Genomic DNA, 23700 nt, shown 5'->3' on the forward strand with positions numbered 1-23700 from the left:
TATTTTATCAAACATTATTTTATTTAAGAAATCTAGCTTTAACACTCAGATTTCGCATATTGCGGACATTTTTTAAATATGATATACTCATTTTGTTAGTATTTTTTTAACATTCAAAAAATTTAATATTAATGGGGGGAAAATGTATGAGTAAAAAATTTGAATTGGGTTTAATTCCCAAAATTATAGTCGGCATTGCCTTAGGTGTAATTTTAGGTAAATTCTTTCCAGAAGCAATTATCCGCATTTTTGTTACTTTTAGTTCAATTTTTGGTAATTTCCTCGGATTTATAATTCCATTATTAATTCTTGGATTTGTTACTGCTGGTATCGCTGACCTAGGAACTGATGCTGGAAAATTACTTGGAATAACTGTTGGAATTTCTTATGTATTTACACTTATTTCAGGTGTATTCGCCTATTTATTAGGGAAAACACTATTACCAAAAATAATTACTGCTGATACTGCTGCTGCAATTGCTGAGGCTGGTGAGAGTCTATCTCCATTCTTTACCGTAGAAATGCCTCCACTAATGAGCGTAAATACATCTTTAGTTCTAGCTTTTCTTTTAGGACTAGGTATTTCAGCAGTTAAGAGTGAAATACTTAAGAAAGTTGCTTTTGACTTTCAAGCTATAATCACAAAAGTAATAGAAAACATTATAATACCTTTACTACCAGTCCATATCGTGGGTATATTTGCTAACATGACTAAAACCGGACAAGTTGCATCTGTATTCTCAGTATTTGGTAAGGTATTTATAATTGTAATTTGCGCACATATAGCAATTATAGTATTCCAATTTGCAATAGGTACAACCATAAGTAAAAAGAATTTATTTACTTGCTTAAAATTGCAATTACCTGGATATCTTACTGCTTTAGGAACTCAATCATCAGCTGCAACTATACCTGTAAACGTTGAATGTTCAGAAAAAATGGGTATCTCTAAGGGTATAAGAGACTTTGCTATTCCTCTTTGTGCTACTACACATATGTCAGGAAGTACAATTACATTATCAATATGTGCTATGTCCGTTATGATGTTAAACAATATGCCGGTTCAGTTTAGTAGCTTCTTCTATTTTGTAGCTATGCTTGGAATATCAATAGTTGCCGCTCCTGGAGTACCAGGTGGAGCAGTTATGGCTTCCTTAGGAGTTTTACAAAGTATATTAGGATTTAATGAAGCGATGTTAGGTTTAATGATAGCTTTATATATAGCTCAAGATAGCTTCGGAACAGCATGTAACGTTACAGGCGACCAAGCTGTAGCTATGATAGTAGATACAATTGATGGTGGTGCTTCTACTAAACAAGCTGCATCTATATAGTTAATCTAACTTATGATAATAAATAAAAAGTGACTTAGAAATCTAGGTCACTTTTATTTTTTTAACATAATTTTAGAGAATATTTTTATCGCAATAGGCATTACAGTAATTACAGTAACTAATCTCATTAGATGTAGTAACGCAACTTTAGATATATCAGCTCCATATGCTTCTGAAATTAAAGTCATATCTGTAATACCTCCTGGTGCACTGCTAAACAATGAGGTTATTAAATCAAGACCTGTAATCTTATGTATTATAAAACCTAATATAAGACTAAATAAAGTTAATCCTACTACTAATATAATAGCTGGAAATATTAAACTTTTTAATTGCTTCACACTGTCCATAGTAAAGTTTAGCCCAATCATACCACCTACTACTATTTGGCTTAACAACTTAAAGTTATATGGTATGTCTCCCTTTCCAGTGTATATATTATAAATAGCTACGGAAATCATAGCTCCAACTAAAGCTCCTGCTGGTATTTTAGCCTTAATGCCAATATAGCCCCCAAGTAATGCAATTACTAATGTATATATTATTTTCTCCAAGTTTATTCCCCCCTGTTTTAAACTATATATTCATTTTATCATTTCCTTTCCATATAACAAATATATTTGTAACACATTGTAAGTTAATTTCATATTTTTTAGTATGAAATATTATGGGGGGCTCAATTATGGCTATTACTTTAAACTCTTTACACTATATTTATTTGATGTTTATTATTGCTATATTTCTATTCATGATATTTAAAAAAGATATTACTATTTTATGTGTTGTAGGTATTTTCACATTAGGTATCTTCGCTACAAGCTCTTTATCATCTGCAATTACCGGTGTATTTAATAGTTTTGCTTTAGCAATAACGGAACTATTAGGTACTATTTTAATCATATCTTTAATTACCGCAATGGGTGTTATTTTGAATAAGACTGGTATAAATGAAACCATGGTACATCCTCTTACTAAACTAATGAGAACCCCAGCATTAGCATACTGGATAATAGGAATATCTATGATGATTATATCCTTATTTTTCTGGCCTTCACCAGCTATTGCTTTAATTGGAGCTATACTACTGCCTGCAGCTATTAAAGCTGGACTTCCTGCTCTTGGAGTTGCAGTTGCTATGAATTTATTTGGTCATGGTATAGCTTTATCCGGAGACTTTGTAATTCAAGGTGCTCCAAATCTTACAGCTGATGGTGCTGGCATTGCAGTTGGAGAGGTTTTATCAGCTTCCATACCTTTAGTTGCAGTAATGGGTATAGTTACTACAACAATTGCATTTTTTATGATAAAACGAGATATGAAGAACGGAAGTTTATCCTTAAATAAAAGTGATTATGATCTTAACGATTCTGATCGTGAATTCTATAACTTAATCAGTCCCAAATTAAGAAAAATCTTTTCTTTAATAATAATGATAATGTTTGCTTTTGATATTTTTCTTATGTATAAATTAAATCTTCAAGGTGGAGATGCTACTGCTTTAATAGGAGGCACCGCATTATCTATTTTAATATTAATAACAATCTTTGTTAGAAAAAAAGATGCATCATCTCTTGTTATTAACTATATTGTAGAAGGCTTTACCTTTGGATTTAAAGTTTTTGGTCCAGTTATACCTATAGCTGCATTTTTCTATCTTGGTGACTCTGGATTCATTAAAGTATTTGGTGAAGTTTTACCTAAGGGTTCTACAGGATTAGTTAATGATTTAGGAATATATCTTGCAAATTCCGTTCCATTAAACGCTCCAATAGGTGCCACTACTTTAACTACAGTTGGAATAATAACTGGGCTTGATGGATCAGGTTTCTCAGGGATCTCCTTAGCCGGATCTGTAGCTAAAATATTTGGAATTGCATTGGGAAGAGGTACTGCCACTTTAACAGCTTTAGGACAATTGGCTGGTATTTGGGTTGGAGGTGGAACCATAGTACCATGGGCTCTTATCCCTGTAGCAGCTATATGTAATGTTGACCCTTTTGAATTAGCGAGACGTAATTTTAAACCTGTGGCTATTGGATTGGTAATAACTACAATACTGGCCATGTTCTTAATTTAATCATTTAAGTATTGACCTCAAATATATGCTTCCAATATCTTTTAGGCATCATTTTTCTTTGAAATTTTGGATTAATTCTTTCTTCAATAGAGACGCTTAAAAAATACTCTTTCCACAGTTTATTATATAAATCATCCTTACACACTTGAGGAATGTCTTCTAAATTTATAGGACATAAAATCCATTCTTCCTTTGATTTAGAATATATTCCTCCAATATTTCTTTTTACATCATGTATAATAAAATCTTGATATCTAAATCTTTCTTTAAAATGTGGCATTATTAGTTCTAATATATTATAATCTGGTTCAATTGCACTATAGTATAATTCTTTTCCTAAATTTTGAAATCTAATAAAGCCCAGCATTCTATGTTTTTCAATTTCCACTTTTTTAATTATATTATATACATTGCTAACTATTGGATTATGCAAATGTATGTCTATATCTTTACCTACTTTAAACGCTAATTTAACATAATCTAATATTAAATTTTCTGCTCCTTCTACTTCCGACATATGAAGTAGAAATATATTATTTATAGATGAACTAGCTAATTTATTTTTCATAGCCCTATAAACCTTTTCGTATTTTTCTTTACTATCTTCAATTCTAATAATGTGATAAAGAAAATTATATGTATAATCTTTTTCTTTTATTATTTTTTCTGGTTTATATTTATTATAATAAGCTTCATAAATAACTGTTAAGAGCCCTTCAAAACTTCCATCATAAATATATACTACCATTTTATCACCTCATACATCCCCTAATAGCATCCTATGTTTTTCTAACTCAAATAATGATATTTGATGATAAGTATCCTTTGCTGTCCCATTCAGTATATAATTTTTTATACTTTCTTCATCAAATTTAATCTCACCAAAATACTTACCTTTACAAGTTACGAAATATTTAGCTCTTTTTAGCACCACACCTATTTTCTTTAAATCATCAAAGTCTATAGAGTGCACCTTTCTAATTTTAGTAATTTTATTAACTGATGTAACACCAACTCCTGGTATCCTCAGTAAATCTCTAGAGGAAGCTTTATTTATTTCTATAGGAAAAAACTCTAAATGATTTAAGGCCCATTGAGTTTTAGGATCAAAATCTAAACTTAAATTTTGATTTTTATCGTCTAAAATTTCTCCTGCAGAAAATCCATAAAACCTTAACAACCAATCAGCTTGATAAAGCCTATGTTCTCTTAATAATGGAGGGTTTTTAATTGATATTAACCTATTGTCTTTTGTTACTGGAACGAATGCAGAATAATAAACTCTCTTTAAATCATACTTGTTATATAAGTTTTCTGAGAGATTTAATATATCTTTGTCACTTTCTCTAGTTGCTCCTACAATAAGCTGAGTGCTCTGTCCAGCTGGAACAAAATTAGTAGAATTTTTATACTTAATTTTTTCTTCCTTGTTATTATGAATATGCTTATTAATGAAGGACATAGGTTTGATTATATTATTAATCTCCTTTTGAGGTGCTAATAATTTTAAACTATTATTACTTGGTAATTCAATATTCACACTTAATCTATCAACTAATTCCCCTAGTTTTTTTATTAATATTTCATCTGCTCCTGGTATTGCTTTCATATGTATATATCCATTAAACTTATAGACTTTTCTTAGCAAATAGGCTACCTTTAACAATAGCTCCATAGTATAATTGGGATTTCTATATATAGCTGAACTCAAAAATAACCCTTCTATGAAATTTCGCCTATAAAAATTTATTGTAATATCCACAATTTCTTCCGGTGTAAAAGCAGTTCTCTCAATATCGTTTGAAATTCTATTTATGCAATAAGCACAATCATAACAACAATAGTTCGTTAAAAGAATTTTTAATAAGGATATACATCTTCCATCCTGAGTAAAACTATGACATATTCCTGATGGATTAGCATTTCCTAGTCCTCCCTTCTTATTTTTTCTATTACCTCCACTAGAAGAACAGGACACATCGTATTTTGCTGCATCTGAAAGTATTCTAATCTTTTCCTTAATATCCATAACATCACCCTACAATATAATTATACTATAATTATATAGAACATACGTTCTATTGTAAAGTGATTTATATTTTAAAATAAATAAAAGCTCTAGAAATAGGTTTAAAACCTACTTTTAAAGCTCTTAACTTATGTTTATCATTATTTTATCATTTTATAATTTCATTATTTTATTTAAATAAATCCTTAAACATCTCTCCAATAGTAAAGCCTTCCTCAGTATCATTATACTGCTTTAATTCTTCTTCATATGGATTGCTTGCACTCTTGATACTTAGAGACATCTTTTGCGCCTCTTTATCTATATCTAATACCTTCACCTTAGCTTTGTCGCCAATCTTTAATACTTCTTCAGGCTTAAATATCCTTTCATCGGATATCTCACTCACATGAACTAAGCCTTCTATTCCACTAGTCAGCTCCACAATAGCTCCAAAATCTAATATCCTAACTACTTTTCCTTCTAAAACATCACCTATATTAAAATCTATATTTTCCCAAGGATTATCTTTTACATCTTTTAACGCTAAAGATATCCTGTTTTTACTCTTATCAGAGCTAATTATAAATACCTCTACCTCATCACCTACAGATACAACTTCTTCTGGCTTATTTACCCTTTTCCATGATAGATCATTTAAATGTATTAATCCTTCAACTCCACCTAAGTCAACAAAGGCTCCATATCTCATTAGCTTTGTTACTTTCCCTTTTCTTCTTTCTCCATCCTTTAGTGTATTCCAAAGTTTTTGTTTGTTTTTTTCTCTTTCTTCCATTTGAATTTCTTTGGCAGATAGTACAACTCTTTCTTTTTCCCTATCAAATTCAATTATTCTAACTTTTAATTCTTCTCCTATAAATGTAGATGTATCTTTTATAAATTCAATAGAAAGTTGTGATATAGGTATAAAAGCTCTAATTCCTTTTATATAAGTCAATGCTCCACCTTTCACACTCTCTTTAACCTTAACAGTAACTACATCTTTATTGTTATAACTTTTTTCTAGCTCATTCCAATTGCTTACTACATCTGCTCTCTTTTTTGACAGTAGTACATTTCCTTCCCCATCATTTATTTCTAATATGTACACAAGAATTTCTTCGCCAACTTTTAAGACTTCCTTTGGATTTATCTCTCCTTCAAAACTTAATTCCTCTTTAGGTATTATTCCATCAGACATATATCCTATGTTTACCAATACTTCATCATCATTTAATGATATTATTGTACCTTTAACAAGATCTCCCTTTCTAATTTTCTTCATAGATTTATCTATACTATCCATGAATTCTTCCATTGAAACATCCTTTTGTTCTTCCATACATATCTCTCCTATCTTATCTTAAAATTTCTCAATTGTTATTAAGTATATTATACCAAATTTTTATAAAATAAAAAGGAACCAATTTTTTGGTTCCTTAGCTTGTCTATTTTGCTTCTTCTAAAGCTTTATTAACAGCTTCTATAACTGCGTTACTTGATACAGTTGCTCCAGATATAGTATCAACACCTTCTGTTGACTGTTTTTTGATTATTTCAGGTATTAAATTATCTTGAACTCCATCGAATATTCCTTCAGTTTCTTCATGATCATTAACTTTAATGTCTTCAATTTTACCATCAGTAACTTGTACATTTACAGTTAAATCTCCATTATGTCCCTTTGTTGTTGCTTTATAATCTCCATCTTTAAAAGCTGCTTTGCTTCCACCACCGCAAGCTACTAATGTTAATCCTAATGCTGCTACCATAACTCCAGCTAAAAATCTTTTTTTCATTTTGTTACCTCCTAATATATATATACATAGACTATTTTACCATTGTTGCAGCATTTTTTCCAGCGATTTTTCCAAAAACTATTAGATCTGCTAAAGCATTTCCTCCTAGTCTGTTTCCGCCGTGTATTCCTCCTACTGCTTCTCCTATTGCATATAAACCTTTTATGGATTTCCCTGATTCATCTAATACTTCTGTATCTGTATTTATTTTCAATCCGCCCATAGTATGATGTACTGCTGGTTCCACTTCTATTGCATAGTATTTTCCATTTCCAAACTCTCTTGGCATATCTGGCCTTCCAAATTCAGCATCCTTCTTGCTCTTTACATATCCATTATAGTCTGAAACAGTCTTCTTCAATGCTGCTGAGTCCATATTCAATTTTTTAGCTAAATCCTCTGGTGAATCTCCAACAACTGCTAATTCCATTTCAATATATTTTTCTATAGCTTTTAAACTTTTTCTTACATTATCATCGAATAACAAGTAGGCTGTTTTTTCTTTTTGATCTAAAATTGCATTAGATACTACATCTCTTGTTCCAATTTCGTTTACAAATCTTTTCCCATCACGGTTTACTAATATCGCTCCATTACCTCTAACAGCTTCTGTTATCATAAACCCATTTTTAGGCACTACTGTTGGATGAGTTTGAATTTCTTCCATTTGAGTAAGTTGAGCACCTAATTTTTCAGCCATTAAAATTCCATCTCCAGTGGCTCCTGGATGGTTTGTGGTTCCAAATCCTTTTAATTTTTCATTGTATTTAACAAACATTTCTTCGCTACCACCGAATCCACCAGTTGCTATTATAACTGCTTTAGCATCTATTGTATATTCCTTACCTTCTTTATCTAAAGCTTTAACTCCTTTTATATTGCCTTTATCATCTTTTAAAATCTCTGTGGCTTTATTCATTGTTCTTATATCTATTTTCTTTGCTTCAGCTGCACTCTTTAAAGTTTTAACTATTTCAGATCCAACTGCTCCACCGCCTGTAGGTCTATGAGCTCTATTTTCACTAGCTCCTCCTAATCTTCCTACATCACTTAAGTCTGCTCCCAAATCTACTAACCATTCTACTGCTTCAGCTGATTTATCAGTAAGCAATTTAACCAACTCAGGCTCACCTTTATCGTATCCACCCTTCATGGTATCATTGTAAAACTTATCAACTGTATCATTTATGTTATTTTCCTTTTGGAATTTAGTTCCTGATGCATTTATACCACCAGTAGCTCTAAGAGTATTTCCTCCAACTATTGGCATCTTTTCTAAAACTACTACATTTGCCCCTTCATTTTTAGCTTCAACAGCTGCAGCTAGTCCAGCTCCACCTGCACCTATAATTACTATGTCTGTTTTTTCAGACTTAGCTCCTGTAGGCTTGCTGCCATTACCACATCCCGCCAATACTGTAGTAGTAATCAATGCTGCTGTTACTAATGACATTAATTTCTTAAATTTCATTAATATGCTCCTCTCTAGTTTCTTGATATGATTATTATATTGTTAAATTAATAACATATCAATATTTTATACATATTAATGTTTTTGTTCATTTTGTTCTCAAATTTACAAATTTATCTTGTACATATGTTTAGGTCTTCCTACTTTTCCGTATTCTAATTTTATGCTCAGTTTATTTTCTTTTGACATATATTCTAAATATCTTCTAAGGGTAATCCTTGCCATACCAAGATCTCCTGCAATTTCATCTGCAGTAAAATACTTATCTCCTCTTGTATTTATACAACTCCATATTTTAGAATAGGTAAATCTATTTAATCCTTTATCTAGCTCTTCTATAGAACCACTGTATTCTTTTTCCTCTTCTTCTTGAACAACATTGTTAATAAATTCATCAATAGTACTTTGTTCTATTAATTCAGTACTTCTTAATTTTTCATATCTTTCCCTATAACCTTTCATTGCCTCTTCAAATCTTTGGAAGGTAAAAGGTTTAATTAGATAATCTACTGCTCCATACATAAAAGCTTCTCTAACAGAATTTTTACTTTTGTCTGCAGTTATGAGTATTACATCACAATATATTTCATTTTTTCTTAAATATTTTAGAAAGTCCATTCCGTTTTCTCTGGGAATATAAATATCTAATAATATTAAATCTGGTTTATCTTTATTAATATAATCATATGCTTCTCCTAAACTTCCAACTGCTTTACTTAGAGTGAATCCCTCAATTTTCTTTAGAAATTTAGCATTTATTTCTCTAACCATAGGATCATCTTCTACTATCATTACTTTTATCATTATCCCTGCTTCCCTTCATTGGTATTTTAACTATAAAGCCGGCCCCGTCACAATTATAATAATTTATTGTTCCTTCTACTCTATCAAGAATATTTTTAATTATATGCATTCCATATCCTCTTTGTCCTTCTTTTGTAGAAGTGCCTCTATCAAATATTTTTTCTTTAATACCCTCATCTATACCTGACCCATTGTCTTCCACCATGATATTCAAAAATTTATCATCATTATATATATTAAACTTAACCACGCCGCTACCATCTATTTTTACCGCTTCTATGGCATTATCTATTAAGTTTCCTACAATTGATGCAAGGTCATCAGAATCTAATTTTTCCGGCAAAAAATCCAGCTTTGATTTATCAGATATTATGAACTGAACTTTTTCCTCTTCTGCCTTATTATATTTTGACAATAGCAACCCCTGTAAATGTGAATTGTTAATATCCTCATTTAATATTTCACTAATTTCATTTCTTTTATCTCCAATATCCGAAATATATTCAACCGCTTTATCGTATTCTTCTAGCTGTATTAATCCCGAAATTGTATGTAACTTATTCATAAATTCATGATTTTGAGCTCTTAAGGACCATAGTATTTTTTTTATACCTGTTAATTCCTCTGCTAGTTCTTTTACTTCCGTTAAATCTCTAAAATTAATAACTACCCCTAAAAATTCTTTATTATAATCCATAAGTGTATTATAATTGCATATAATATTTATATGGTTATTTATTCTATTTTCAACATTTTTTAAAGATATCTTCTTATCTAACACCTCTAATATAAAATGATCATTTATATAATTTAATATATTTTTCCCTAAATCCTCGCTGCTTAAAGATAACAATTCCGATGCCACATTATTATAACTGGTTATATTTCCTTTTGTATCAACAGCAATTATTCCTTCCTTTATACTTTCTAATATTGCCTGTTTTTCTCCTAATAAAACAGCTATTTCCTCTGGCTCTAAACCAAATATACTTTTTTTAATACTATAAGCTAGTAATGATGCACCAAGAGTTCCAATGGTTAATCCAATTATTAAAAAAGGTATAAATTTTGATAGTTTTTGATAGATTTCTTCATTTATATTTCCTATTAGTATACCTACTGAAACCGCTCCAACTTGAACACCATCTTTATATACGGGTGCAAATCCTCTTAATGAAGGTCCTAAGGTTCCCTCGGCTTCTGAAACATAACTTTCTCCTGCCGACAATACAAGTGCTTCATCTCCACCTACAAAGATTTTCCCTATATTCTCTTCATATGGATGAGAATACCTCACTCCGTTCATATCAAAAACTACTATAAATTGCACATTAGTTTTCAATCTCAATCTCTCTACATAATATTGTATCGGGCCATCACCATTTTTTTTGCCTAAATTGTCCTTAATCACATCTATTGTGGCTACGGTTTGAGCAAGTTTAATTACCTCTTTTGACCTTTCTTCCTTAATTAAATTTTTCATCTCTTTAAAAGAGAGGTATCCTGTTGATGTCATTACAATAAATAGTATTGCTGTTATATATAAGGTTATTTTGCTTTGAAGTTTCATGTATCCTCCTAAATTTTATAATTGACCATTAAAAATATTATTAAGTATTTGGTTCATCTCCTCCTTAGTTGGCTTTATAGGATTTGCTTTAGTGGATCCTTCCATTGAGTTATTTATTAATACTTGTAATTTGCTATTGAAATCCTCTTCTATAATCCCTGCCTCTTTAAAAGATTTAGGTATATTTAGTTCTCTATTTAAATTCACAACTTCTTTTATAAAATCTTTTTTCATAATCGCTTGAGCAAGTTTATTTAATTTATCATTAACTATTTTATCTCTACTATTGAATTTCAATACATAAGGTAATGCTATAGCATTTATTAGCCCATGACTTAAGTTAAATGCTGCTCCTATAGCATGGGATATTCCATGTGCCATACCTAATCCTACATTAACAAAAGCAAGTCCAGCCATGCATTGATAATAATGCATATTTTCACGACTCTCTTTGCTTCCAACCTTATATGATTCAGTAAGATTTTTAAATATTCCTTCAACTGCACCCTTTGATATAACTTCAGTAAATGGATCTAAATCATTATTAATATAGCATTCTACTGCATGAGTTAAAGCATCCATTCCTGTTTCAGCAACTATATGTTTTGGCATAGATAATGTTAAATTTCCATCTAATATTGCCACATCCGGAATAAAAGCATCGGTTTTCAATCCAATTTTTCTATTCTTTTCTTTAAATGTAAGTACAGCCGCCCTTGTAACTTCACTTGCCGTACCAGATGTAGACGGAATAAATATCATTTTTAATTTCTCTCTCTTTTTAGGGAGTTCTATAGATGATATTTGCTTTAAATCAATATCTGGATATTCAAATAATAAGGCCATTACCTTTGCTGCATCCATAGGTGATCCTCCACCTACCGCTACTAATACATCAGGATGAAATTCTTTCATTTTTTCTAATCCCCTTAATACGTCTTCCATAGTAGGATCACTTTTAATTCCGCTATGAACATAATAACTACATCCACCGTCCTCTAATATGCTTTGAATCTCATAAATTGCTCCATTGTTAAACATGGAGCTGCCTCCTGTTACTATAAATACTTTTAAATCCTTAAATCTACTAAGGTACTTAATTGATCCATCACCTATTATAATTTCTTCTCTACCTAAAATAAGATTTTTCATAATTTATATACCTCCATAATTTCATATACTTTTTAATTCCTTATTAATTCTAAAATGATAAAAAATAAAATATTTACTATTCTTAATTATTGTTTTAATAGAGTTTTTTGTATTAAAATAGTAATCGTTATATTTATTATATCACTAAGAACTACCATAAATACCATAGAACCTACCATAAAGCTACAGGTAACTATACAATTTTACTCCACAATATAAATATACAATAAAATAATAAAAAGCAGAAGTCAAAACCTCTGCTTAAGATTTATTTTTTATTTTTCATCATGATTTTATCAATTAAACCAACTTTATAATAATTTCCTGATTTTAGTGGTTCTTTATAAATTAGCTTATCCTCTTCAAATATATAAATACTTCCTATATTATCACCTTTATATATATTATGCTTTATATATTTAGGAGCTTTAATAACTGTTGAGTAACTCTTATCTTTTCTTATTGGTATTACAATATCATCGTCACATACTAAGCTTACTTTACTTTTTTCTTGTGGTGCTACACCAACTTTGTCTCCCTTGGAATAAAACTTTTTATATTCATAGTTATCCTTAACATAATTATTTATTTTAGCTGTATCGTTCCACCTATCTGATGAATTTAATACTACGATTATTACATCACTACCATTACATTCTACAGAGGTTACAAGACATTTCCCCGCACCTCCTGTATAACCTGTTTTCACACCATTGGCTTCAGGGATTTGCCAAAGTATCTTATTTATATTATGGTAACTTCTTGTAAATCCATAATTCTTCCCATCTACATCTTTTTCACTAACTATTTTATCAAAAAGAGGATGCCTTTTGCTTTCCGCAGTTAATATAGCCAAGTCGTAAGCTGTTGAATAATGCTCAGGATTGTCTAAACCATGAGGTGAATGAAAGTGAGTATCTATTAATCCTATTTTAGATGCATATTCATTCATTAGCTTAACAAATTCCTCTACTGTTCCACTTATTCCCTCTGCAATTGCTATAGCAGCATCATTTCCTGATCTTAGCATCAATCCATAAGTAAGCTCTCTAATTGTAATTTTCTCACCTTTTCTATAACCTACTATAGATCCTCTTATGGATGCTGCTCTGGAAGATATCTCAACTTCTTTATCTAAATCTCCATAATCCAAAGCTATTAATGCAGTAATAATTTTTGTTGTACTTGCCATAGGTATTATTATCTCTGAGTTTTTTTCTGCTAAGACAATTCTAGAATTACAGTCTAATGCTATATATGCCAAGGAATTTATCTTTTTAAAATCTTTATTTTTTTGATCTGCAGCATTATAAGCATATGCATTATTCCAACTTACTGAAAGTAAAAAAAAGAACATCAAACTGAAAGAAACAATAATTTTTTTAAATCTATTGTCCATTTTACCACCTCTTCCTCTGTTTATTATTTCCATATAGTTATTTTATTACTCATATAAATACTTCCATAACCTTTGTATAGTTTTTACTCCTGTGGTTATAATTATAAGGGATTAAATGGAGGCGTTAGCATGTTTAAACTATTGGTGTTTATTATATCTATATGCATTATTACTATTATCCCAATTCCTATAAAATTTTATTTATTTTATGATTTAAATATTCTAAAAATAAAGGTATTCGGCAAAAATATTAAAATGGATTCAAAAGAATTAGGTGAAAAAAGAAAAGAGCTAAAAATAATAAAAGAACAAAAAAAAATCACCTCAAGTGATATTAAAATAATTTTGCTTACTTTAAAGAGTAATAAATTAAAGCCCGCTTTAAAATTACAAACTAATTTAGTATACGGCTTGGATGATGCTGCAATAACTGCAATATTATTTGGTTTAATACATTCTATTTATCCTTTTGTAGAACATTCAATTACATCAATATTTAAAACTAAAGATATAAATTTTAATTTAACCCCTGAATTTAATAAAATCTTTTTAAATTTAGAACTAAAAGGAATAATTTATGTAAGTATAGTTAAAATTATCTATATATACATATTATTTAGGAAAAATTACAATAAAAAAACAAAAGATATAAAAGGAGGTATTGTATATGGATAATCATCCAATAGAAAACTTAATGAAAAGCACTATGGAAAATTTAAAAAACATGATAGATGTTAATACTATAGTTGGAGATCCAGTAGAAACTAAAGATGGATCTTTTATAATACCAATATCAAGAGTTTCCTTCGGCTTTGCTTCTGGAGGTAGTGAATTTAATCAATGTCTGTCAAAAGAAAACCATAAATATCCATTCGGTGGGGGTTCAGGGGCAGGGGTTACTTTAAAGCCGGTAGCCTTTTTAGTTCTAAAAAGTAATACTGCAAGACTGCTTCCTCTTGAAGCTAACAGTTCTTATGATAGAATAATCGATACCGTTCCACAGATAATGGAAATGTTCCAAGAATATGTTGGTAAAAATAAATGTGAAAAAAATTCCTCCTCAAATATAGAAGAATAAGGCTGCTCTTTTGAGTAGCCTTATTCTTCTTCATACATATTTAATACATCCTCTAAATTAGGCATTTGTTCTAAACTTTGAAGTCCAAAATTTTTCAAAAATTCTTCAGTAGTACTATAAAGTATAGGTCTACCTGGCACATCTAGCCTTCCACATTCTTTTATTAGTTTTTTTTCTACAAGAGTTTGTATAGCTCTATCACTTTTTACTCCTCTTATCTCATCAATATCTATTCTAGTTATAGGTTGTCTATAGGCGATTATCGCCAAAGATTCTAGTGCTGCCTGAGATAAAGATTGTCTAACATTGGTTTTCAATAATTTTTGAAGAAATGAGGAATTTTCTTTTTTTGTACATAGCTGAATACTATCATCTAACTCTAGCAACATTATTCCCCTATCTAAAGCCTCATAATTTTCCTTCATATTATTTATCAACTCTTTTGTAAAATTTATATTGCAATCTAATATATTACTCAATTCTCTTATTTTTAAAGGCTCACCACTAGCAAACAGCAGAGACTCAATTACAGAAATATACCTGCTTTTATAACAGTTACCTTCCACATCCATTTGATTTAAATTTACTTTATTCATCATCACTGCTCCTTTCTACGATTATTTCTAGAAAATTTCCTTCTTGTACTACTTTTACAGTTTTAAGTCTTATTAGTTCCAATAGTGCTAAGAAAGACACAACAATCTCTATTTTACAGCTGCACTCTTTTGCTATTTGATTAAAGGTGGTTCTTTTATTTCTTATAATAAAATCCTTAATTACAAGCATTTTATCTTCTATTTTATATTTATCTATAGGTATTTCTTTTGGTATAAGATCTATGTTTATTTTATTTGCATATATTCTTATAAGCTCATTATATAAATTATATAAATCTAACATAGTTATATTTTTAAAAATATTTTCCTCCTCAGAGGACTTTTCCTCTTCAATAACTTCAGGCTTTTTAGTAAACATAATCTCTTCTAAGGCCATTTTATCTCTAAAAAAAGCAGCAGATGCTTTAAATTTTTTATATTGAATTAATTTTTCTAATAGATCTTTTTCTGGATCTTTTTCTTCTAATGTCATGGCAGTTTCATCATTTGATTCCTTAGGCAATAATTCCTTTGACTTTATATTTATTAAGGTAGCAGCCATCAATATAAATTCTGATGTTATTTCTAAATCCATTTCCTTCATTGAATTTATATATTGTATATACTGATTTGTGATTTCTGAAACCCTTATGTTATATATATTAAGTTTATTTTCTTTTATCAAATGCAACAGTAAGTCAAAAGGACCTTCAAAATTTTCTATCTTTATATTTAACGTCATCTTTTATCTCTCCTAAATGTTTTTTCAAGTAATCTTTGTCCTCTTTTATACCAATACACAATTTAATTCTTTTAATCCATTCTATTATATCTCCAATTTCTTTTCCATTTATGTCACCTATGCTTCTTATATAGTTTCCATTAAAGGATAATTGAACATTTTTTAAATATTTTTCAAAGTTTATTATTTTATATTGTAATCTATTATTCCATGCTAAAATTATCCTGTAATAGCAAGATGTTTTCCCTAATAAATTATATATATTATAATTGTTTTTGTGAAGATGTAGACTACATTCAATATCCTCTTCATATAAATATTTGCTCATTGCTGTTTTTAATTCTTTATCCAATATAGAGTTCTTTATAAACATTTCTTTATCTTCTTTTTTATCCATGGCATAAAAAATATTTAGCATTTTTATATGTATATTATAAGAATCCTCAATGGGATTTATCTTACCTAATAAGTTATAATTTATCTTAAAAATATCTAGTTTATTTAGATGTAGCAAACATTCTATCATTTCATTTTCGTCTACTAGAGTAAAGTTATATCTTTCACTATATCTAATCCCTCTTAATATTCTTGTAGGATCTTCTAGGTAACTATCCTTATGTACTTTTTTTAATTCCTCTTTAAGTAAATCTTTTATACCAGAATGATTATCTATTATTTCGTCATTTAATAAATTATACGCAATAGCATTTAATGTAAAGTCTCTTCTGTAGAGATCCTCATGAATACTACTTGGTATAACTATTGGAAGAGAACCATAAAATACATAGCTCTCCTTTCTACATCTTATAATATCAACACTTTCTCCATTTTTAAAATGTAATGTAATTGTTATTTTGAAATATTGGAATTAATAGTATAGGCTTTATTATTTAACTTGTTGATTAACTTTACTTTCACTTTAAACTCCTTTTCAAAAAATATATGATAGCCATAGTAGACTATCATATATTTTATACTTATATTGCATTATTAAAAAGGTTTTTAAAATTAAACTTTAAATTATCTAAGAAACCTGCTTTTTTAATATCTCTATCACAATATATTTTAACTTTTCCAATCAACTTTTCATTTGAATATATTTCACAAACCCCTACTACTTCTCCTTTATTATAATGCTTCTTCTCTAAATTTACTACACACTTTTTAGTAATTTTGTCCTTATTTCCTCTTTCTACTATATGGTTAAAATCCTCTGATGCCTTTGCTATAAAATAATTTTGTTCATTCTTGCCTAACTGTACTTTTTCTACATTATCATCTTTAGTTAATACTTTTATACTTTCAAATTTAGAGAAACCATAATTCATTAGCATACTAGCATCTCTGTTTCTCACTTTATAAGTAGGAGCTCCCATTATAACCGCAAGCATTCTTACTCCATCTCTTACTGCTGTAGCAGATATACAATATTTGGCTTCATTTGTAAATCCAGTTTTAAGGCCATCACATCCTTTGAAAAATCTAACTAGTTTATTATGATTTACTAATCCTATTGGACTTTTTCTTCCCTCTGAAATTGTCTCCATATAGGTTCCTGTATATTTTAATACTTTAGGATGTTTAATGAGTTCCATTGACATTAGAGCTATATCATGAGCTGTAGTCTCATGTCCTGGAGCGGATAGCCCACTAGGGTTTTTAAATGTGGTATTTTTCATTCCTAGTTCCTGTGCTCTATCATTCATCATCTTTACAAAGGCCTCTTCACTACCTGCTATGTACTCAGCCATAGCTGTAGCAGCATCATTACCAGAAGCTATTGCTATTCCTTTTAGTATCTCTTCAACTGTTCTAATTTCTCCTGTGTCTAGTAACATACTGCTATTGCCATTTTTACCTTTATTCTTAGCCTCTTCACTTACTGTTATCTTATCTGTTAATTTTATCTTCCCTGAATCTATAGCCTCCATAGCAATGAGCATAGTCATAACTTTAGTAACAGATGCTGGTGCTAATTTTTCATGAGGATTTTTTTCGTATATTATTTTACCAGAAGTAGGCTCTATAAGTATTGCAGAAGATGCTTCTACATTTATTCCTTCACCTTCAGCTTTTACTTTTAATGGCAAATATGCACCTTGAACAGTTAAAAATGTAAATAAAGACAAAAGGCTAATTATCTTTTTAAATTTTATCTTCATAATTATCTCTCCTCCTTTCAAAAATATTTTTCCCAGCGTATTAAATTTTATCCGTAAAAAATAGATCAATAAAAAACCGCTTAGCTATTTAATAGCCAGCGGTAAAAATATTCCTATATTAATCCTGTTTAAATATTACAATTAGAAGCATTTTAAATTTTTCAGTTGCTAAAAGAGCATGAGGTACTCCTGAAGGCATTACAATAACTTCTCCCTTTTTTACATTGAAGATTTCATCTCCAACAGTTATCTGAGCTTCTCCATCTAAAATATGTACCATAGCATCACCAGAGGAAGAATGAGAACTTATTTCTTCATCTTTATCAAAGGCAAATAAAGTAACACTAGAAGCTTTCCCTTGAGATAAAGTTCTGCTTATTACCTTGCCCTCTCCATATTCAACTAAGCTCTCCATATTTAGCACTGTAGAAAACTCTATATTTTTAATTAAATTATTATTCATAAAATCACCCTCCAATATTTTCTATAATTAAAGTATAATATATTAAAATCCACAATTCGGTAACTTATGATACAGAATTAATTTATTTATATAATTCCCCATAATAATTTACTTAATACTTTAAATAAAAAATCAGTAATACTAACAGTACTACTGATTTTTATTTGAAACTACCTTACAATTCCATACACAAGAGGGATATCGTTGGAAAATTCAGAAGCTATTTCATAATTATTCAATATGCCGCCTACAACTTTTTCGCCTTTTTCTTTATCATTAGCATGAACATATGCTAATACGTCACCCTTATTAACTTGTTCTCCCCTTTTTTTAGCTAAAACTATGCCAACAGATAAATCAATTATATCTTCCTTAGTAGCCCTGCCTGCTCCTAATTCAGCTGCAATTATTCCAATTTTTTCAGCATGTATTTTTCTTATAAATCCATCTTTATCTGCTTTAACAGGAATAATGAACTCAGCTTTAGATAATTTTTCAGTATCATCTATACTGCTTTCATCGCCACCTTGAGCCTTTACAAATTCTTTAAGTTTTTCTAGAGCTCTGCCGCTCTTTACAGTCTCTATTAACATATCTCTAGCTTCTTTATCGTCCTTAGCCTTACCTGCCAATACTACCATATGAGAGCCTAAAGTTAGACAAAGTTCATATAAATCCTCCGGTCCCTCTCCCTTTAAAGTATCTATTGCTTCTTTTACCTCAAGGGCATTTCCTATTGCAAGGCCTAGTGGTTGATCCATATCTGAAATTACAGCTACAGTATTTCTTCCTACACTCTTTCCTATAGCCACCATTTCCTCTGCTAATTCAAAAGCGGACTCTTTATTTTTCATAAAAGCCCCTTCTCCTACTTTAACATCTAACACTATACAGTCTGCTCCTGAAGCTATTTTCTTGCTCATTATACTTGAAGCTATTAAACTTATATTATCAACGGTAGCTGTTACATCTCTTAATGCATAAATCTTTTTATCAGCAGGTGCTAAATTTCCTGTTTGCCCCCCTACTACTAGCTTTATTTTGTTTACATTCTCTATAAAGTCTTCCTCTGACATTTCTACAGAAAAACCCTTAAAAGCTTCTAGTTTATCTATGGTTCCACCAGTATGTCCAAGACCCCTACCAGACATCTTAGCTACAGGAATACCTAACGCTGCTACCATAGGGCCTAAAATTAAAGTAGTAGTATCACCTACGCCGCCTGTACTATGCTTATCCACTTTAATTCCATCTATGGCTGATAAATCTAATACATCCCCTGAGTGAGCCATGGCCATAGTTAGATCAGCTGTCTCTCTCTTATTCATTTTTTGAAAATAAATAGCCATGAGCAGAGCAGAAGCTTGATAATCCGGTATATTACTATTAGTGTAGTTTTCTATAAAGTAATTAATTTCTTCACTTGTGAGCTCTTCGCCATTTCTTTTCTTTAAAATAAGGTCATACATCCTCATATTAATCACCTCTTAGTTATATCTTCTTTATAGTCTCTTTTACTAAAGTAACAAATTTAATCTTAGCCTTATTCGCTGTTTCTACAACTTTTAAGTGGTCCAATGGTTCTAAATTATCTGCTAGAGCCATATCTGTAATACAGGATATGCCTAAAACCTTCATTCCCATATGGTTTGCAACTATAACTTCCGGAATTGTTGACATTCCTACAGCATCTCCGCCTAAAAGTCTTAGCATTCTAAGCTCCGATGGTGTTTCATAGTTGGGTCCTGATATCGCTATGTAAATCCCTTGTTGGACTTTTATATTTAAATCTCCCGCACACTTTTTAGCTAAGTTTACATACTCTTTACAGTATGCATTTGACATATCAGGAAATCTTGCTCCTAATTCTTCATAGTTTCTTCCTATAAGAGGATTATCTCCTATAAGATTAATATGATCTGTTATGATCATTAAATCCCCTGGCTCAAAGTTAGGATTCATTCCTCCCGCTGCATTGGATACTATAATATTCTTTATATCTAGGGCATTCATCAGCCTCACTGGAAATGTCACATCTTCCATGCAATAACCTTCATAATAGTGAAATCTTCCATTCAAAGCCAATACTTTTTTTCCCATTAAGTCACCAATTATAAGTTCTCCAGCATGACCAACTACTGTAGATATTGGGAAACCAGGTACATCTTCATATTTTATAGTTTTTTTATTCTCAATTTCTTCAGCTAAGCTTCCAAGTCCGGTGCCTAAAATAATACCAATATCAATTGAAGAATCCTCAATTGATCTTATATATTCTTTTGCTTTATTTATCTTGTCTAATAAATTCATGACTACCTTCCTTTCACTATATATTCTTTATAATTTCTCTTACTAGCGATGTAAAGGTACTTTTTACTTTATTTGAAGTTTCAATAACTTCTGAATGACAAAGTGGTTGATCTAAAATTCCTGCTGCCATATTTGTTATACAAGATATTCCTAATACTTTAAGTCCACAATGTTTAGCCACAAGCACATCTGGTACAGTAGACATTCCTACTGCATCTCCACCTAAAATTCTTACCATATTAACCTCAGCAGGTGTTTCGTAAGTAGGGCCTGTCATCATAACATATACACCTTTTTTAAGATTTACATTTAGTTTATTTCCAATGCTTTCAGCTAACTCTACTAAATCTTTGTCATATGCATTGCTTACATCAGGAAATCTCGGTCCAATTTTTTCGTCATTTTTTCCTATAAGAGGATTAGTAAAAGCAAAATTTATATGATCTGTAATTATCATTAAATCTCCAGGATTAAACTCCTTATTCACTCCTCCTGCTGCATTTGTTACGATCAACTTTTCAATACCCATATATTTCATGATATGAATTGGTAAAGCTAATACTTCCATTGGATGACCTTCATAGAAATGTATTCTACCTTGCATCATTACAACATCTTTACCTTCAAGTTTTCCAAAAACAAACTGTCCTGCATGACCTGCTACTGTTGACTTAGGCATATGCGGTATGTCTTCATATTTTACACAAATTTTTTCTTCTATTTCTTCTGCTAAATCTCCTAATCCTGACCCCAATATGATACCAATTTCCGGTATATATTTAACTTTATTTTTTACAAATTCCACACTTTCCATTATCTTTTCTAAGTTCATGTTTTTATCCTCCTTCTTGCTCGTTGATATTTATTATGCTCTTGGGTGGGTATTTTTATATACCTCTGCAATTTTACTTTTTTTAGATATTGTTGAATATATCTGAGTAGTTGTCATGTCACTATGACCCAAAAGTTCTTGTACGGATTTTATATCAGCTCCATTTTGTAATAAGTGAACTGCAAAGGAATGTCTTAGAGTATAGGAATTTATTTCTTTTTTTATTCCGGATAACTTTGCATATCCTTTTACTATCTTCCAAAATCCCTGTCTTGTCATTTTACTACTTTGTAAGTTTAAAAACAAGTAATCTAAATTATTTGAATTTAATGAAGATCTTATATTTAAATAATCATTTAAACAATTAACAGCATAAGAACCTATGGGAATTACCCTTTCTTTATTCTTGCTTCCTTTGCACTTAATATAACTTAACTTTAAATTAATATCAAATATAGTTATGTTTAAAAGTTCACTGACCTTTACGCCAGTTGCATACATAACCTCTAACATAGCCTTATCCCTTAAACCTTTTTCAGTGCTAACATCCGGTGCACTTAATAACTTGTCCACTTCTTCTATTGTCAATATTTTAGGGATATTCCTTGTAATCTTAGGAATTTCATAATTAATTATTGGGTTTTCGTCAACTATACCTTCTCTTTTTAAAAATTTATAAAAATTTCTTACGGATACTATATTTCTTACAATAGAAGAATTAGCTCTCTTATTTTTTTTCAGGTGTTGCACATAAGCCATTACTGTAATTTCATCTACTGATGATAATTCTTCATTTCTCTTATCAATAAAATCTTGGAATCTTTTTACATCTCTTATATAGGCATCTAATGTATTTTTGCTCAAATTCTTACTCAAAAGATTTTTATTATATTTATCTATTAATTTATCCATAAGCATTTCTCCTATTTGTAACAATTATTCTATAAATTAAACTATTCAACAAAAAATAAAAAATACCTTCACATTTTTAAAAATCCGTCAAAGATAACCAAATAATTATATATAATCATTCTGTTTTTAATTATTATATTATTAACTAAGATGCTATTATCATATACTATATTCTTACTAAAATAATTATAAAATATATTATCTAATACTTTTGGTAAAAAATCTCCAAAGAATAAGAGTATTGTAAAGGATTTTAATAAAAGTATTAAAAACTCTGTAGTATAATAACTATCTTTATTCATATATTACCTCCTAGTTTTATACTATAAAAAATTTCAATATATTTGGAGTAACATAAGCTTCAAAGAAAAATCCTATAACCATAACAAAAATTACAACTATGTAACATAAGGAATATGATACTATTCTACTAGCAAGAGTATCTCTATATCGTCTATTGGTTCTTTCCCTTAGAAAATGAAGTGAGAATTCCATAGAAATTGCTGAGGCAATCACTATACATGGTAAGTAGAATAGATTTTGTGGTAGAATTCCTAACAAAGATACAGCAATTCCTTTGCTACCTATACTATTTACTATAAAGCTAATGGTAAATCCCAAAGTATATCCTTTAACTATATTCATTAATAATATTAATGGTACTCCAATTATGGTCATACCAAAAAACCATATACATATCATAAACGGTATATTGTTACTAATTGTTTGAAATAATACTCTCTTATAGTCTACATTTTTATTTATTAAAAAATCAGTAAAACTACTTAAATAATTCGTAAGTTCACTTTTATAAACATCTCCCATATGCTTAACACTGTACATTCCAGATAAAATTCCCAAAAAAATGCAAGCTAAACTTATTATATAAAGTATATAGTTCTTGCTTATATGATTATTAATTCCATCAGTAATTTTTCTGGTTACCATATTTTTTCCCCCTTTGTTATCCATCTTTTTATAATTATGATTA

Annotated in this window: 25 protein-coding genes and 1 pseudogene; 4 read left to right on the forward strand and 22 right to left on the reverse strand. The window is 29.8% G+C overall.

Features of this window, described 5'->3' with window-relative positions; genetic code table 11:
* Nucleotides 1–146 precede the first annotated feature (146 nt).
* On the forward strand, nucleotides 147–1334 hold the full coding sequence (locus tag KQI86_RS01035) for a dicarboxylate/amino acid:cation symporter (RefSeq protein WP_216437302.1): 1188 nt from the start codon (nucleotides 147–149) through the stop codon (nucleotides 1332–1334).
* Between the two features lie 53 nt (nucleotides 1335–1387).
* Here KQI86_RS01035 and KQI86_RS01040 read toward each other — a convergent pair whose 3' ends face one another.
* Complete coding sequence (locus tag KQI86_RS01040; RefSeq protein WP_216437303.1) at nucleotides 1388–1888, reverse strand: AbrB family transcriptional regulator; 501 nt, start codon at nucleotides 1886–1888, stop codon at nucleotides 1388–1390.
* Between the two features lie 128 nt (nucleotides 1889–2016).
* Between KQI86_RS01040 and KQI86_RS01045 the strand changes: the two genes are divergently transcribed.
* Nucleotides 2017–3411, forward strand: coding sequence for a hypothetical protein (locus KQI86_RS01045; protein WP_216437304.1), 1395 nt, complete (start codon nucleotides 2017–2019; stop codon nucleotides 3409–3411).
* A gap of 4 nt (nucleotides 3412–3415) precedes the next feature.
* On the opposite strand, the gene KQI86_RS01050 is transcribed toward KQI86_RS01045, so the two are convergent.
* From KQI86_RS01050 to KQI86_RS01090, 9 genes are all read right to left on the reverse strand, one after another.
* Complete coding sequence (locus KQI86_RS01050) at nucleotides 3416–4159, reverse strand: TIGR03915 family putative DNA repair protein (RefSeq protein WP_216437305.1); 744 nt, start codon at nucleotides 4157–4159, stop codon at nucleotides 3416–3418.
* Nucleotides 4160–4168: 9 nt separating this feature from the next.
* Nucleotides 4169–5440, reverse strand: a complete 1272-nt coding sequence (locus KQI86_RS01055; RefSeq protein WP_216437306.1) for a putative DNA modification/repair radical SAM protein — start codon at nucleotides 5438–5440, stop codon at nucleotides 4169–4171.
* A gap of 169 nt (nucleotides 5441–5609) precedes the next feature.
* The gene (rpsA, locus tag KQI86_RS01060) at nucleotides 5610–6761 is read right to left on the reverse strand and encodes a 30S ribosomal protein S1 (protein WP_216437307.1); all 1152 of its coding nucleotides are present in this window, start codon (nucleotides 6759–6761) and stop codon (nucleotides 5610–5612) included.
* Nucleotides 6762–6867: 106 nt separating this feature from the next.
* Nucleotides 6868–7218, reverse strand: coding sequence for an FMN-binding protein (locus KQI86_RS01065; protein WP_216437308.1), 351 nt, complete (start codon nucleotides 7216–7218; stop codon nucleotides 6868–6870).
* A 31-nt stretch (nucleotides 7219–7249) separates the two neighbouring features.
* Nucleotides 7250–8689 (reverse strand): flavocytochrome c, encoded by a 1440-nt coding sequence (locus KQI86_RS01070; RefSeq protein ID WP_216437309.1) that lies wholly within the window; start codon nucleotides 8687–8689, stop codon nucleotides 7250–7252.
* Nucleotides 8690–8794: 105 nt separating this feature from the next.
* Nucleotides 8795–9493 (reverse strand): response regulator, encoded by a 699-nt coding sequence (locus KQI86_RS01075; RefSeq protein WP_216437310.1) that lies wholly within the window; start codon nucleotides 9491–9493, stop codon nucleotides 8795–8797.
* Nucleotides 9465–11063, reverse strand: a complete 1599-nt coding sequence (locus tag KQI86_RS01080) for an ATP-binding protein (protein ID WP_216437311.1) — start codon at nucleotides 11061–11063, stop codon at nucleotides 9465–9467. The genes KQI86_RS01075 and KQI86_RS01080 overlap by 29 nt, the downstream gene beginning before the upstream one ends.
* A gap of 15 nt (nucleotides 11064–11078) precedes the next feature.
* On the reverse strand, nucleotides 11079–12215 hold the full coding sequence (locus tag KQI86_RS01085) for an iron-containing alcohol dehydrogenase (RefSeq protein WP_216437312.1): 1137 nt from the start codon (nucleotides 12213–12215) through the stop codon (nucleotides 11079–11081).
* Between the two features lie 268 nt (nucleotides 12216–12483).
* Complete coding sequence (locus tag KQI86_RS01090) at nucleotides 12484–13647, reverse strand: D-alanyl-D-alanine carboxypeptidase family protein (RefSeq protein ID WP_425514343.1); 1164 nt, start codon at nucleotides 13645–13647, stop codon at nucleotides 12484–12486.
* Nucleotides 13648–13743: 96 nt separating this feature from the next.
* Between KQI86_RS01090 and KQI86_RS01095 the strand changes: the two genes are divergently transcribed.
* Nucleotides 13744–14289: a DUF2953 domain-containing protein gene (locus KQI86_RS01095; protein WP_216437313.1), complete on the forward strand. Its 546-nt coding sequence runs from the start codon at nucleotides 13744–13746 to the stop codon at nucleotides 14287–14289.
* Complete coding sequence (gene ytfJ / locus KQI86_RS01100) at nucleotides 14282–14692, forward strand: GerW family sporulation protein (RefSeq protein ID WP_216437314.1); 411 nt, start codon at nucleotides 14282–14284, stop codon at nucleotides 14690–14692. Before KQI86_RS01095 ends, ytfJ begins: the two co-directional genes overlap by 8 nt.
* Before the next feature lie 20 nt (nucleotides 14693–14712).
* Here ytfJ and scpB read toward each other — a convergent pair whose 3' ends face one another.
* From scpB to spoIIM, 12 genes and pseudogenes are all read right to left on the reverse strand, one after another.
* The gene (scpB, locus tag KQI86_RS01105; RefSeq protein WP_216437315.1) at nucleotides 14713–15288 is read right to left on the reverse strand and encodes an SMC-Scp complex subunit ScpB; all 576 of its coding nucleotides are present in this window, start codon (nucleotides 15286–15288) and stop codon (nucleotides 14713–14715) included.
* Nucleotides 15281–16030 (reverse strand): segregation/condensation protein A, encoded by a 750-nt coding sequence (locus KQI86_RS01110; protein WP_216437316.1) that lies wholly within the window; start codon nucleotides 16028–16030, stop codon nucleotides 15281–15283. Before KQI86_RS01110 ends, scpB begins: the two co-directional genes overlap by 8 nt.
* A complete protein-coding gene (locus KQI86_RS20055; protein ID WP_246582613.1) occupies nucleotides 15999–16556 on the reverse strand; it encodes a hypothetical protein in 558 nt (185 codons plus the stop codon). The genes KQI86_RS01110 and KQI86_RS20055 overlap by 32 nt, the downstream gene beginning before the upstream one ends.
* A 120-nt stretch (nucleotides 16557–16676) precedes the next feature.
* Nucleotides 16677–16883, reverse strand: a pseudogene (locus KQI86_RS20570) (nucleotidyltransferase family protein); the annotation flags it as partial.
* A 124-nt stretch (nucleotides 16884–17007) separates the two neighbouring features.
* A complete protein-coding gene (locus tag KQI86_RS01120) occupies nucleotides 17008–18192 on the reverse strand; it encodes a D-alanyl-D-alanine carboxypeptidase family protein (protein WP_216437317.1) in 1185 nt (394 codons plus the stop codon).
* Nucleotides 18193–18310: 118 nt separating this feature from the next.
* Nucleotides 18311–18655 (reverse strand): cupin domain-containing protein, encoded by a 345-nt coding sequence (locus KQI86_RS01125; RefSeq protein WP_216437318.1) that lies wholly within the window; start codon nucleotides 18653–18655, stop codon nucleotides 18311–18313.
* Nucleotides 18656–18825: 170 nt separating this feature from the next.
* Nucleotides 18826–20130, reverse strand: coding sequence for a pyrimidine-nucleoside phosphorylase (locus tag KQI86_RS01130; protein WP_216437319.1), 1305 nt, complete (start codon nucleotides 20128–20130; stop codon nucleotides 18826–18828).
* Nucleotides 20131–20146: 16 nt separating this feature from the next.
* Nucleotides 20147–20965: a purine-nucleoside phosphorylase gene (locus KQI86_RS01135; protein ID WP_216437320.1), complete on the reverse strand. Its 819-nt coding sequence runs from the start codon at nucleotides 20963–20965 to the stop codon at nucleotides 20147–20149.
* Nucleotides 20966–20981: 16 nt separating this feature from the next.
* Nucleotides 20982–21797 carry a purine-nucleoside phosphorylase gene (locus KQI86_RS01140; protein WP_216437321.1) on the reverse strand — a complete coding sequence of 272 codons (816 nt, stop codon included), beginning with the start codon at nucleotides 21795–21797 and terminating at the stop codon, nucleotides 20982–20984.
* Between the two features lie 33 nt (nucleotides 21798–21830).
* Entirely contained in the window at nucleotides 21831–22709 is an 879-nt protein-coding gene (gene xerD, locus KQI86_RS01145) for a site-specific tyrosine recombinase XerD (RefSeq protein ID WP_216437322.1), read from the reverse strand.
* Between the two features lie 68 nt (nucleotides 22710–22777).
* Complete coding sequence (locus KQI86_RS01150) at nucleotides 22778–23011, reverse strand: endonuclease III (RefSeq protein ID WP_216437323.1); 234 nt, start codon at nucleotides 23009–23011, stop codon at nucleotides 22778–22780.
* A 16-nt stretch (nucleotides 23012–23027) separates the two neighbouring features.
* The gene (gene spoIIM / locus KQI86_RS01155) at nucleotides 23028–23657 is read right to left on the reverse strand and encodes a stage II sporulation protein M (RefSeq protein ID WP_216437324.1); all 630 of its coding nucleotides are present in this window, start codon (nucleotides 23655–23657) and stop codon (nucleotides 23028–23030) included.
* Between the last annotated feature and the right edge of the window lie 43 nt (nucleotides 23658–23700).

It is taken from the genome of Clostridium mobile (genome assembly GCF_018918285.1).
Taxonomy (GTDB): domain Bacteria; phylum Bacillota; class Clostridia; order Clostridiales; family Clostridiaceae; genus Clostridium_AW; species Clostridium_AW mobile.